Genomic DNA, 12,490 nt, shown 5'->3' with positions numbered 1-12,490 from the left:
AGCCATTTCATATCCCCTCCTGGGTGACTGCTAGAGCAGAGGCCAAAGTGCGCATTTAGCCTCATGACCTCCATTAACGCTGATCCTTCTGACTGACCGATAAGCGACCCTACTCATCAGGATAGATTGAGGATAGGTAGTGCGGTGACCCAACGGAAGCCCTACCAGCGGCAAAACGCCCGCATGGAAACAGGAATCAGCGCCAGAGTTCTATGTGTCATGCCGCTGCCTCGACGTCCTCTCGGTAGCTGGACCATCAGAGCTGCCCAACGCGATAGCGCCTTGCAAATCACGGCTTCCTTGACACGGCCGAAGCCACGGATGTCTTCGGGGAGCGCGGCGAGCGCAACCGCAGTACATCTCCATAAGCCGCAGCCGCGCCAGCCGACAGAAGCCCTCGCTTCGAGTCGAACGCCTGCGTTCCAAGCGCGAGCATCGGCCTTGTTGCATAAATCGAGTTTGAAGACAAAGGTCCCGCGGTGATCTTGAATTCATGCGATACGGACGGAATGAGGGCGGGCGAGCGCCGTCATGCGATTGAGCACGCCCACGCGGATCGCCACCTCGGTCGCCTAGGAGCCGACCTTGCGTGCCCACAGACAATTGCCTGTGAGCGTCTTGAGGCGGTACATCAAGGTCTCGACGAGCGAGCGCCAGTGATAGCCGCTGGACTTCTTCCATTCGCGCCTGCTACTTTGTGCAATTGCGTCAATGGCCTCGTTGCGCCATGTCGCGCCGGACGTGCTCTCCGGCCAGGGCATCGCCCCCTCACGCGGCGGAATCGACGGTTGCGCACCTCGCGCGGCAATCGCCGCGTGGCATTGCTTCGTCTCATACGCGCCGTCGCCGCCGATGGTGTCGATCGGCGTGTCGGTGGGGATCTGATCGAGCAGTTCTGGCAACACGTCGGCATCGCCAACGTCCTGATGCGTCATCAGAGCCGCGCATATCTGGCCGGTCTTCGCTTCCATCGCCAGATGCACCTTGCGCCAGGTGCGCCGCTTCGAATAGCCGTGCTTGCGTACCTTCCACTCGCCCTCGCCGAATACCTTCAGGCCCGTGCTGTCGATGACCAGATGCAGCGACTCACCGGCGCGCTGCGCGGGCAGCACCACCTCCAATTCCTGCGCGCGGCGACTCAGTGTTGTGTAATTCGGCACTGGCAAGTCGGCGAAGGCGAGCCTCCGAACGCTGTGGGCAAAGCCCTGAAGTGCACGCAGCGGCAGGCGAAAAACCTGCTTGAGTCCGAGCAGCATCTGAATCGCCGCGTCCGAGTAGGCACGCGGTCGACCACGCTTTGGCGACCTCGCCTCGGGCGACGCTTGCAGTACGCTTTCGTCGATCCACATCGTCACGTCGCCTCTCGCGATCAAGCCCGCGTTGTACTTTGCCCAGTTCCTGACGCGATAGACCCCCTTGGGCTCACGCGTGTTGTTCGTCCTTGCGCATCTTCTCGGGCAAAAATCGAGAATCTACGCAGTTCCCCGCAGAGTTAACAGGGGCACCGCCTCGACCGTTGCGCGTAAACGTCAGGCCGCCGCCAGACACCCGGATTTATGCAACATGTATGGACGCCCCCGGTTTGTCAAACGATGCATTCAGCAATGGATAGCAGGTCGAGATTGCAGTCATGTATCCGGACTTGATGTCAGGCTCATGCCTGCCGTCCCTGATGGAATCCGCTGGTCGGCGCCTTATCAACGCTGCGAGCCTTGTGCTCGTGTTGCATATCAGGCTTCTGCCAACCACGGTCTGACCGTCTTGCCATCACTGTTTGATCGCCTGAGCAATCGGTGGTCTGGAGATTTCTCTTGCGTGCGTTTGTATCGTTGAGTTCAGGCCTGCGCAGGCTGCCGCGCTGCGGTAGGAGCATAATCAGGACAGAAGTCCCGGTTCTGTGTCAGCAGCGCCCAGATGATTCGTGCATTCTTGTTCGCCAGCGCCACGGCAGCCACATTGACGTTGCGTCGCAAGAGCAATGTTTGGAGCCAACTGCTCGTCACACCTTTGGGCTTGGCCCTGTAGATCACCGCACGAGCGCCATGGATGAGCAGCGTTCGCAAATACGTATCCCCTCGCTTGCTGATGCCGAGCAAGACGTTTTTGCCTCCGCTGGAGTTTTGTCGAGGCACAAGGCCAAGCCACGCCGCCAATTGGCGGCCGCTGGTGAAGTTCCGCGCGTTGCCTACGCTCGCCACCAGTGCACTGGCGGTAATCGGGCCGATTCCTGGAACTTGCGCCAGCTTGCGGCTCAACTCGCTATCCCGATGCCATGCCTCGATCTGCGCGCCAATTTCATCGACCTGACGGTCCAGTTCCTTCAGATGCTCCAGCAGCCGCTGGATGAGCAGACGGAACGAGCCGGGCAACTCATTGGTCGCATCCTCGATCAACTCCGGGACCTGCCTGGCAATGTTCCCAATGCCCTGGGGAACAACCAACCCAAACTCAGCCAGCAATCCGCGGATCTGGTTGGCCTGCGAGGTACGCGCTTTCACGAAGCCCTGACGCGCACGGTGCAGTGCCAGCACCGCCTGCTGCTCAACATTCTTGATTGGCACGAATCTCATGTTCGGTCGTGCTACCGCTTCGCAGATCGCCTCAGCATCGGCCGCATCGTTCTTGTTGGTCTTGACGTACGGTTTGACGAATTGCGGCGCTATCAGCCGAACCGTGTGGCCGAAGCTCTGCAGCTTACGGGCCCAGTGGTGCGCGCTGCCACACGCCTCCATCCCAATCACACTCGGCGGCAGAGTCGCAAAGAACTCGGCCACCTGGGCACGCTTGAGCTGCTTCCTCAATGTCGCTTTGCCCAGCTCATTCACACCGTGGATCTGGTCGGGTAGCAGCGACGCATTACTGCGCCGCCGCCCCCTCAGAACCGGACGTGCAAGTCGCCCCGCATCCGGCTCAAGCCATTCCTTCAGCGCCACTGGGTGGCACCGGACAGCCCGGCGGAACGTTTCGCGGTTCGACGGCGGGCAAGGTAGATGTCCCATGCCGGATCAAACGGATTAGCCAGTCCCCGGATTTTGATGTGGCGCTGGATGGCGGCCGTCGCTGCGCGGAAGAGTTGCAGGCCGCAGGTGTCATCCTCGGTCGAACCCTTCGTTGCAAAATCCCAGGACCGATGTCCGTCACACCGGAAGTAACGTTTCCTGACCCACCGGGCTCCTTTCGTGGGGTGCCTACGTCTTGCCCACTTCCAGAGCAGGTGCCAGATGTGCGAGTCGATCGTTGAGAAGGTCGCTTTTGCCACGACGTGGCGATGATACATAGTCCAACCCCGAATGATCGGGTTCAGCCTACGGATCAACGCCTCTTGGGTGACACTCGCGTTGCCCTTGATGACTTCCCTGACCTTGTCGAGCAGCGATTTGATACTTTTCTTCGCTGGCTTGATCAGCAGTTTGCCGCCGTACTTGCGCACGTTTTGGCCAAGGAAATCGAAACCCTCCGCTATGTTGGTGATCCTGGTCTTCTCTTCCGAGAGTTCCAGACCTCGGGCGGCCATAAACTGCCTGACCGCGGGAAGCACCCGGGATTCCAGCACATCTCTCGACACGCCAGTCACCACAAAGTCATCGGCATAACGGACGACGTTGAGCTGAGCCTTGCTGCGAGCAAGTTTGGATGTTCCCACACTTGCATGGACTGCCGCTTCAAGCCCATCCAGCGCCATATTCGCGATTACGGGCGAGATAACGCCACCAACAATAGAGCAAACTGCCGGATAAAATTGGGCCTGCGCATTTCGAGGGAGTGTCTGGCGCCCTGGTCCAGAAGCTGTGCTGACGTCAATGTGGATCTTGTCCTTGAGACGGTCGCTCCCGTTGACAGGCAGGTGCAGCGATGACCCGAAGACGTAAGAAGTGGAGCGTGCGTCTGGCTTTCGAGCCGAACCGCTATGCCCAAGAGCAGTTGCAAAAGGCATACGAGCAGATCAGTCCGATCGAAGCACGCGCGACGGCACAGCCGTCCGCTACGCGGTCTGCAGAGTCCAAGCAAGCGACCATCAAGCGAGGTAGACGATGAGCGAAGCTGCGATGGTTGCGCTCTACGCGCGGGTATCCTCCGAACAGCAAAACAAACGCGGCACCATTGAAAGCCAGATCGCTGCACTGAAGGAGCGTATTTCAGCTGACGGCGCGCAGATCGTCGACGACATGTGTTTCGTTGACGCTGGCGTGAGCGGTGCGACGCTGATCAGGCCTCAATTGGAGCGACTCAGGGACTGTGCCGCGCTCGGTGCGATCGATCAGCTGTACATCCTGTCACCGGACCGGCTGGCGCGAAAATATGCCCACCAAGCGCTGCTGATGGAAGAGTTCTCGTCCTGCGGTGTCCAGGTGGTGTTCCTCAATCATGCGATCGGTACGACGCCGGAAGAGTCGCTGCTATTGCAGATGCAGGGCATGATCGCAGAATACGAACGGGCGAAGATCGCCGAGCGTCACCGTCGTGGCAAGCTTCACGGCGCAAAACGCGGCAGTGTCAATGTCCTGTCCGGGGCGCCTTACGGCTACCGCTACATTCGCCGGCAACTCGACGGAACGCCGGCCCGGTACGTTATCGAGTTGCCCCAGGCTGCAACGGTCCGGGCGATTTTCCAGTGGGTGGGGATGGACCGCCTGAGCATAGGGGACGTGGTACGCCGCCTGGCCGAGTCGGGTACCGTGACGGCGTCGGGCAAGCCATACTGGGACCGTAGTGTGGTGTGGGGTATATTGCGCAATCCTGCGTACATGGGGCGAGCTGCGTTCGGCAAGACGCAGTCGCGCGATCACCTGCAGGTCCGCGTGCGTGCACAGCGCCACAGTGCTGACGTGCCCAGAAAGCAGTACTCGACAACACGCACCGAACCGCAGGACTGGATCGAGATCCCAGTTCCGGCCATCGTCAGCGAGGCGCTGTTCCAGGCGGCTCAGGAACAGCTTGCCGAGAACCGCAAGCTGGCGCGCCAGAGGCGCGACAGTGCACCGCTACGCCTGCTGCAAGGGTTGACGGTATGCGGCCAGTGCCATTACGCCTATTACGCAAAGAAGGTGAGCAAGGCTGCGGCTAGGGGGCATCAGCGGGACTACGCCTATTACCGCTGTGTTGGGACCGATGCCTACCGTTTCGGCGGCCACCGCATCTGTGACAATCTGCAGGTACGAACAGACAGGCTCGATGAGCTGGTATGGCAGCAGGTTGTGGAATTGCTCAGTCATCCAGAACGCTTGAAGAGCGAATATGAGCGTCGACTGGATATGATGGAGCGCAACGAGAAGAGTGCCTTCGACACAAGCAACCTAGAAAAGCAGCGGCTGCAGCTAGAAAAGGGAAAGTCCCGGCTGATCGACAGCTATGCGGACGGCATCCTCGATAAGTCCGACTTCGAACCGAAGATGCAGCAGTTGAGGAGTCGGCTTGAGCAGATTGACCAGCAGATCCTTGAATCCAGGCAGCAAGGCGCGGTGCAAAGCGAGCTGTTTCTGGTCATCAATCGGCTCGAGGAATTTGCAGGCGCCGTCACCGAAAAACTGGACACGATTGATCTTGAGACGAAGCGCAGGATCGTATTGGGTCTGGTCAAGCGCGTCGAAATCCACAAGGATGAAATCGTCGTTGTGTTCAGGGTTGACCCACAGCATGGGGCTTTTGACAGCGAAAATTCGAATGATTCAGACGACGGAGTGAAAAGTATGCAACGTTGTAAGCGGCGTACTAACACCCCCTTGGGGTGTACCCGCCCGCGACTCGAACAGAGTTCCCTCATCGATATATCCGGCCTGAAGCCACTTTCGCAGAACCCCCTTATCCATCGGTACGTTCTCCAGGAACCAGGAATGACTGAAGTTGTCGAAACAGCCTCGAATGTCACCCTCCAGAACCCATTCTGGCGAGGCACGCTTAGCCAGAACGTTGAAGCACTGCTCGATGGCATCGGCGGTCGAGCGTCCGGACCGAAAGCCGTAGGAATTGGCATCCGCCAGAGTCTCCGCGACGGGTTCCAGAGCGAGCTTCCATAAAGCCTGCATCGCCCGGCACCGCATACAAGGAATTCCTAACGGACGCTTCTTGCCGTTACTCTTGGGAATGTAAACCCGCCGCAGCGGCATCGCCCGATAGCCGCGATGACGTAGCGACACCATTCCGTTCCATCTGGCCGCCGGGGACGACCATATCCTGCCATCCACCCCCGGCGTCCTCTTACCGCGATTTTCCGTCACACGCTTCACGGCCAACATCTTGCCGCTATGCGAGCGGGTCAGCAGACGTTGCAAGGCTTTCACCTTGCCCCATCGGCCTTCCCGGACCACCTTGGCGATACGCACCTGAAGCCGTTTCACCTCTGCCTCAATGTGCGGCCAGTTCGCCTGATCCCACATCTGTGCAGCGTGCGAGGACGCACCAGCTCCCGACACTTTCGCATCGTACGCCGTCATCTGCTTTCCCTCGTATAACGGTTGGTCAAAGTTCTCTCGCCATGAATGACCCTGCGGAGGTCTGCCCACTTTCGTGTCGGGCAATGTTGCAGCCCGTATCCCGGCCATTACAGCCGGGCGTTCGCTTTCTCCGCATTCCTTTACCCACCGTGCCAACAGCGTTCCTTACGGTTCGCCTGCCGTCACCGGCAGCATGATGGGCTTACCCTGTTCCGCATGAATCTCCGAGCGGGGCGGACCCTTCCTCTTCGCCGGCGGCTGGTTGTCCATGGTGGCCCAGTATTCAAAGACCACTCCTCACCGCATACCGTTTTGGTTCAAGCCTGTCAGCACGTTTGGCTTGTCAAAGATCACGACGTTTATCAGAAGTTCACATATGTTGGTCGTACCCACTCATCCCTTGCTCCTCTCCGCCTTCGTGCTGGCAGATTCCGCTTCGCCTCGCGGCTGGGCGTACCGGTTATCCGGCGGCTACGTTGTCCCCAGAGCTTCACACCGAGCTGTTACCGGCTCCGCATGTCTGGGTAGGGAACGGTTGATGGAACAACCGGTTTCGTCAGGCCATACGTTCTCCTGTGAAACAGAAATTCAGACGACTTGCAGGTCGCACAAACACATTCTTCGCCAAGTCGATGCCGATCGTCGTGACCTTCATGAGGGATGCTCCTGTTTGAGAGGTTGCCATGCTCACCAGTTTGGCACTCATGTACCTTCACGGGGAGGGGACGTCCATCCCATTAACGCCGCGAGCATCTACTGTGAAGGGATGCGAGCTTATGCCATCGGCGTGCTAAAAAGGCTGTCCAAATCTTTCGACTGGAGGTGCAGCGATGACTACTCGACGAACATTGAGGTATCGCCCAATCGAGGCGCTCCGATGCGCCCCCCCAACGCAGCGCATCGGATCATCCGCAGGCGCTAGGCGTCGGGCTGGTGTAGAGAGCGCACGCCGTGAATCGCCCCGGCATACGCGGGGCATGAGTTTCAAAGCCGTCGATGCATACACGGTCCACTTCCGGCACTGAGGCGTAACACGCAGTCACGCCACGGATCCGAGTCTTTCTGATAGCCGAGCTTTTCGCAAGCAGGCCCCTCAACGCGTAATGAGGTCTCCATATCGCGCTCGGCGTGCGCGGTACGTTCAGCGACGGTCGTGCACCCGGCCAACATGACGGTAATGAGTAATAAGACACGCATGATTTTCTCCTTTGCCCTAGATGACGGGAGTCCGTTGCGGTGGTCCAGGGCGCGACACGACCGGGAGCGGTGTGCAAACGGCGATGCCGTTATCGTGAATCTAGGTTCTGATTGCTTTTGCACCAAGATCTGCCTTTGCAGAATGGCCCGCAGCGTGCCATCTTTCAGCGACCTTACTTCACATTGCTATGCAATTACCCAACCATTTCAAGCTGGCCATCCATGTTCGGTTGGGCTTTCGTCCCAATGATGTTCCTCGGCTGCGACATTCACGACCAGCTCGTATTACGCGACCATTACGTGCAGGAAATTTTTTCTGTGTTGTCTTGGCCGGCGGGAATGGCAGCAAGCGTTCCCGTTTGGAAATTGCCGCCATCATTACCCGACCATTACGCGGCAGTCATCGAATTCGACTCGCGCGTCATTGCCAGGCCAATAGCGTTACAAGCGCTCACATTTGTAGGGAAACGCGAACACTGCCGGCAATGCAGAAGTCGTATGCTCCCACCCTCTACACACGCAAAGGAGAAAACATGAAAAAGCTTCCAATCCTGGTCGGCACCGCGCTGGTCATCGGGTTCAGTTACGCCAATGCGCAGACGCATGTCTACACGCATGATGGCTATGGTCGGGCAGGCCTCTACCCGTCACGGCCGGCGCCTGCCGCTGTGCACGTCGTGCCCGCGGTTGCGGTGGTACATGATGCGCAGCCCTCGTACGGGCATGGCACTGCGCTGCGCGAGGCGCATCGCCAGCCGCGTCACGGCATCGAACATGGGCGACGTGAGCCTGAGCGCCGCCGGCACAATGCCGCTCACGGTTCACGCGGCCACTGACGCACTCGCCTGTCATATTGATTGCCCGCTGGCGTGCCGACGCCGGTAGCCGGAGCGGGGACTCACGCATGATACGGATGCTTTCATCAGAGGCATCGCTTCTAGGCTTCCTTCGCGGGCTTACCGTGACGCCAGCGTCCGTTGGAAAAAGTCAGGGGAAGCGCTGCGTCTGTCATGTCCCCGTCATTCTACTGACAGGCGGCTCGTATAGACTCCCGACTCAATTGATGCTTGATGCCGCCGGATGAGAAGGCTGTTGCGCCACCTATCGCTTTGGCTCGTTGTATTTGCATTGCCGATGCAGAACGTTGGTGCAGCGGCTACTCTTTCGTGCGGCGAGCTGACCGAGCTGCGGCAGGGCGCCGGTCTCTTTGCCACCCTTGCCACCATCGACGTCGCTGACGAGGCGAGCGCAGACGAGGCCGACGCACACTGCGATCCGAGGTCGCATCACTGTCCGGCAAGCAAAGCGCGCGGCAAGGCGCGCGGTTGTCATGCGTGTTCTGCCTGCTCGGCCGCCTCGCCACTTGCCATCTTTGCCTTCTTGGGGACCCAAGCGTTGCCCATGAACGGCATGCTACCTACGTCTCTCCTGTGGATATTTGCCAGCACAACGCCTGAAACGTTGCTGCGCCCGCCTTCCCGCCATCTCTGACGCCGCCCACGCAACTCCTGGGCTGGCTACCTCCACCTTCGTAGATGTCGTCCTTCGGCCTGACCGAAGACGAAACAAACCTGCCTGCGCTCCTCCCTGTGCGAGAGCAAGGCAGGGCAATTATGGTGCGGCGTGCGATGTCGCCTGGCGGTCGCGCGCGCACGATATTGGAGACAGCGATGCGCATCTGTAATCAATGTAAGGCCCCGCTCAAAATTGACGTGTGGGCGTGCACCGCGTGCGGTTGGCAGCCCCGTGTTCTCGCCGGCGTGCTCTGCCTGGCACCTGTCATGATGGTCGACCATGATGGGTTTCACGAACCGCTCTTTGTCGAGTATGAGAAGCTCGAAGCGACGCACTTCTGGTTCGTCTATCGCCGCAAACTGATCCTGGACGCACTGCAGCGCTACTTTCCGGCCTTGCGCTCGTTCATGGACGTCGGTTGCGGGACTGCGGAGAACCTGCGCGCAGTCCAGGCCCGCTTCCCGCGTGCACGCCTGGTCGGCGGCGAGGCCTCGTTGCGCGCACTGATGAAGGGGCAGCGCAAATGCAAAGCTCAGTTGTTGCAGATGGATGCCCGTGCAATTCCCTACAGCGACGCCTTCGATGTCCTGGGGGCGTTTGACGTCATCGAACACGTCGACGACGACGCCCAAGTGTTAGCGGAGATGTACCGTGCCTGCAGGAATGATGGGGGAATCGTATTGACAGTGCCTCAGCATCCGTCGCTGTGGAGCCATATGGACGATGCGGCCAAGCACAAGCGGCGCTATACCCGCCAAGAACTGGTGAAGAAAGTGGAGGCGGCCGGGTTCGAAATCGTGGACGTCACCTCCTTCATGACGCTGCTGCTGCCTGCGATGGCCATCTCCCGGGTGTGGCAGCGCGCCAAGCCGCCCTGCGATGCCATGGACGACGGGTTTCGCATTGGGGCGGCCATGAACGGCATGCTGGGGGGTGTTTGCACCCTCGAGCACAACCTAATACGGGCCGGCTTGCGTTTCCCGGCAGGCGGCTCGCTGTTGCTGGTGGCCAGGAAGAAGGGCTGGTCTTTGTAGAGAACGCAGTCACGCGTGGGCCCATCGCGGCGTTTAGCCTCAACGACGAGGACGCCGCGGGCCGCGTCTCAAGCGTTCGCCAGGCTCGTCTGTGCGCAAGAGTGGACGCGTCGGCTTGGGTTCTTCCGGAATGCCTTGGCTCGCGCTGCCGTCAGGGCAAGCGTCGCAGGCGCGGCCCTCGCGTCTGACAATCCAGGTCGTCAACCTCGCCGACGTACCCATTTCTGCAACGCAGATGGATGCGGGAAAGCTTACGGGGATGTAATTCGCGAGTAACGTCCTCGTGAGTGCCAGCTGCCTAGCATGACACTTAAGAGGTTATGCCTCGAAACGTTATGGAGCGCATCATGAAAACCCAGAAGACTGCTTTGACCGCATTGGCGCTGGCGGCCCTCTCCGTCCTATCCAGTTCACCGGCGTGGAGTGCGGACCAGACCAGAACCAATGCGGGCGACAACTGGGCGGAGCACGTGCGGCGGCAAGCCGCCGACCAAGCCAGCTCACCGGCACCGCTCACAGTGCCCAGCGCGATGGCTACAGCGCAGGCTGCTACCCCATTGGGGCCGCAGGCGACGCTCTTCGGTAGCCTGGCGCCGGCGAACACGGCCGCACGTGCGGTGACGCTCGCTCCCGGCCTGAAGTCTGTCAATGTGGCCTCCGGCGACACCGTTACCTTCCGCAGCGGCGCGCAGGAGGCCACCTGGACGTTCGCCGAGCTTGTTCAAGGAAAATCCGTGGATCTTGGCGTCCTGTTTCCGGCAATGCCCAACGCCCAAGGAGTGCGCGTCTATATCGAGCGCAGCAAGCTCTATACCGGTGGCTAAGAAAGGCCGGTTTGCCAGGAGTGGCAACATGACACATTTGTAATTTTGTCGTCAGGCTCTGGTGGGGTACATCTTTCTACACTGCAAGTGCAGGCTCACTGAGCCACTATCGAAACAAGGAGAAATAGAATGCGTACATTGAAGAAGACTGCCTTGGTGGCATTGACCGTGGCAACCCTTGGTGGCGTCGCGGGCATCGCGAATGCTGGCGTCAACTCGCCGCGCGATCCGTTCACCGATGGCGGTCACGCCATGGGCACGCGCGATCCGTTCACCGATGGCGGTCACGCCATGGGCACGCGCGATCCGTTCACCGATGGCGGTCACGCCATGGGCACACGCGATCCGTTCACCGATGGCAGTCACGCCATGGGCACGCGGGACCCGTTCACCGACGGTAGCCACGCCGTAGGCCCTCGCGACACGTTCAGCGACGGCGCCTAAATCTCGGGAACGCGCCGACTCGCCGGGGCGATGGGCCGCTCGGTGGGCCGGTGCGTTGACGCGGGGCGGGTATCGGGGAAACTGTCCCGATACCCGTTATTGTGCTTGCGCACGCGCCGAGGTTCAGCCTTGCCCATGCGCCGGCTCGGGTCGGACCAGGCCTGATCTAGGCAGACGGCATAGGCTGCAGCGGCCGGACGGCACCCAGCGAGTCACCATCGCGCCTTCGGCGCGATTCTTTTTGTCTACCGCCGGCTCAACACAGCGTTGCGTACTGCAACGGCTGCGGCTGGTAATGCCCGGCCTTTCCCGCCATGCGCCAATGTTGGAACCGAATCTAAACCGGTCGCGCCGTGACCCGGCTTCGCCCGACACACCACCAAGCGGGGCGCGCGCAAATTGGGTGGGTCGCGCCTGGCGTCTGGAGGTCGGCGTCGAGACCTTGCTACTCGGCTTCTGCCTATACTTTGTTCTCGTCCTGAACGGTCCGTTCTGGCGGGCGCTATTCGCCGAACGGACGTTGAGCGGGCTGCGCGATCTGGGCTACGGCGTGGCAGTGGGCACCGCGCTGGTCACGGCGCATTTTGTGCTGCTGGCGCCGTTCATAAACCGCTGGACCGCCAAACCGTTGCTGACAATATTGGTCGTAGTGGCCGCCGGTGCCAGCTATTTCATGAGTCAATACGGCATCTACCTTGACCCCGGCATGGCCCGCAATGTGCTGCGCACCGACGCGGCGGAAGCTCGCGAGTTGCTGACGCTGCGTATGATGGGCAGCATCGCGCTCTTGGCACTACCACCGTTGTTGTTGTTGCCCTGGGTGACGCTGCGCCAGCGTTCACTGACGCGAAGCGTTGGCCTGTGCGTGGTCGCGATTTTGGTGGCCGTTGTTGTCGGCGTGGGGACGCTGTCCTTGGTGTTTAAGGATTTCGCAGCCCAGATGCGCAATCATAAGGAGATCCGCTATCTGCTCGCGCCGGTCAATGTGGTGTACGCCTTTACCGGGGCGCTGGCGGGCTAAAGTCGAAACTGGTGTACGGACGGG

General features: G+C 60.2%; 8 protein-coding genes and 2 pseudogenes. 6 read left to right on the top strand and 4 right to left on the bottom strand.

Features of this window, described 5'->3' with window-relative positions:
• Nucleotides 1–491 precede the first annotated feature (491 nt).
• From CF70_RS07385 to CF70_RS07375, 3 genes and pseudogenes are all read right to left on the bottom strand, one after another.
• Nucleotides 492–1,449: pseudogene (locus tag CF70_RS07385) on the bottom strand (IS5 family transposase).
• Nucleotides 1,450–1,835: 386 nt separating this feature from the next.
• Nucleotides 1,836–2,879 carry an IS110 family transposase gene (locus tag CF70_RS07380; RefSeq protein WP_051648122.1) on the bottom strand — a complete coding sequence of 348 codons (1,044 nt, stop codon included), beginning with the start codon at nucleotides 2,877–2,879 and terminating at the stop codon, nucleotides 1,836–1,838.
• Between the two features lie 44 nt (nucleotides 2,880–2,923).
• On the bottom strand, nucleotides 2,924–3,934 hold the full coding sequence (locus CF70_RS07375; protein ID WP_235184932.1) for a group II intron maturase-specific domain-containing protein: 1,011 nt from the start codon (nucleotides 3,932–3,934) through the stop codon (nucleotides 2,924–2,926).
• Nucleotides 3,935–4,031: 97 nt separating this feature from the next.
• Here CF70_RS07375 and CF70_RS37480 point away from each other — a divergent pair.
• Nucleotides 4,032–5,183, top strand: a pseudogene (locus CF70_RS37480) (recombinase family protein); the annotation flags it as partial.
• Nucleotides 5,184–5,666: 483 nt separating this feature from the next.
• Here the strand turns inward: CF70_RS37480 and CF70_RS34560 are convergent.
• Nucleotides 5,667–6,374 carry a reverse transcriptase N-terminal domain-containing protein gene (locus CF70_RS34560; protein ID WP_235184933.1) on the bottom strand — a complete coding sequence of 236 codons (708 nt, stop codon included), beginning with the start codon at nucleotides 6,372–6,374 and terminating at the stop codon, nucleotides 5,667–5,669.
• Nucleotides 6,375–8,161: 1,787 nt separating this feature from the next.
• On the opposite strand from CF70_RS34560, the gene CF70_RS07365 reads away from it, so the two are divergent.
• From CF70_RS07365 to CF70_RS07345, 5 genes are all read left to right on the top strand, one after another.
• Nucleotides 8,162–8,464 carry a hypothetical protein gene (locus CF70_RS07365; protein ID WP_035862553.1) on the top strand — a complete coding sequence of 101 codons (303 nt, stop codon included), beginning with the start codon at nucleotides 8,162–8,164 and terminating at the stop codon, nucleotides 8,462–8,464.
• A 945-nt stretch (nucleotides 8,465–9,409) separates the two neighbouring features.
• Nucleotides 9,410–10,177 carry a class I SAM-dependent methyltransferase gene (locus CF70_RS07360; protein ID WP_235184931.1) on the top strand — a complete coding sequence of 256 codons (768 nt, stop codon included), beginning with the start codon at nucleotides 9,410–9,412 and terminating at the stop codon, nucleotides 10,175–10,177.
• A 347-nt stretch (nucleotides 10,178–10,524) separates the two neighbouring features.
• Nucleotides 10,525–11,001, top strand: a complete 477-nt coding sequence (locus CF70_RS07355) for a CzcE family metal-binding protein (RefSeq protein ID WP_035862558.1) — start codon at nucleotides 10,525–10,527, stop codon at nucleotides 10,999–11,001.
• Between the two features lie 129 nt (nucleotides 11,002–11,130).
• The gene (locus tag CF70_RS07350) at nucleotides 11,131–11,445 is read left to right on the top strand and encodes a hypothetical protein (protein ID WP_035862548.1); all 315 of its coding nucleotides are present in this window, start codon (nucleotides 11,131–11,133) and stop codon (nucleotides 11,443–11,445) included.
• A gap of 403 nt (nucleotides 11,446–11,848) precedes the next feature.
• On the top strand, nucleotides 11,849–12,466 hold the full coding sequence (locus CF70_RS07345; RefSeq protein WP_051648119.1) for a phosphoethanolamine transferase domain-containing protein: 618 nt from the start codon (nucleotides 11,849–11,851) through the stop codon (nucleotides 12,464–12,466).
• Nucleotides 12,467–12,490: the final 24 nt, after the last annotated feature.

Origin of the sequence: Cupriavidus sp. SK-3 (genome assembly GCF_000611145.1) — a bacterium.
In the GTDB taxonomy this organism is placed as follows: Bacteria; Pseudomonadota; Gammaproteobacteria; order Burkholderiales; family Burkholderiaceae; genus Cupriavidus.
This window is presented reverse-complemented; position numbering and strand designations above follow the sequence as displayed.

What these genes read in the sequence shown, in the direction of transcription:
- CF70_RS07365 (WP_035862553.1), top strand. Translation starts at nt 8,162, where the DNA reads ATGAAAAAGCTTCCAATCCTGGTCGGCACCGCGCTGGTCATCGGGTTC.
- CF70_RS07355 (WP_035862558.1), top strand. Translation starts at nt 10,525, where the DNA reads ATGAAAACCCAGAAGACTGCTTTGACCGCATTGGCGCTGGCGGCCCTC.
- CF70_RS07360 (WP_235184931.1), top strand. Translation starts at nt 9,410, where the DNA reads ATGATGGTCGACCATGATGGGTTTCACGAACCGCTCTTTGTCGAGTAT.
- CF70_RS07375 (WP_235184932.1), bottom strand. Translation starts at nt 3,934, where the DNA reads ATGCCTTTTGCAACTGCTCTTGGGCATAGCGGTTCGGCTCGAAAGCCA.
- CF70_RS07350 (WP_035862548.1), top strand. Translation starts at nt 11,131, where the DNA reads ATGCGTACATTGAAGAAGACTGCCTTGGTGGCATTGACCGTGGCAACC.
- CF70_RS34560 (WP_235184933.1), bottom strand. Translation starts at nt 6,374, where the DNA reads ATGTGGGATCAGGCGAACTGGCCGCACATTGAGGCAGAGGTGAAACGG.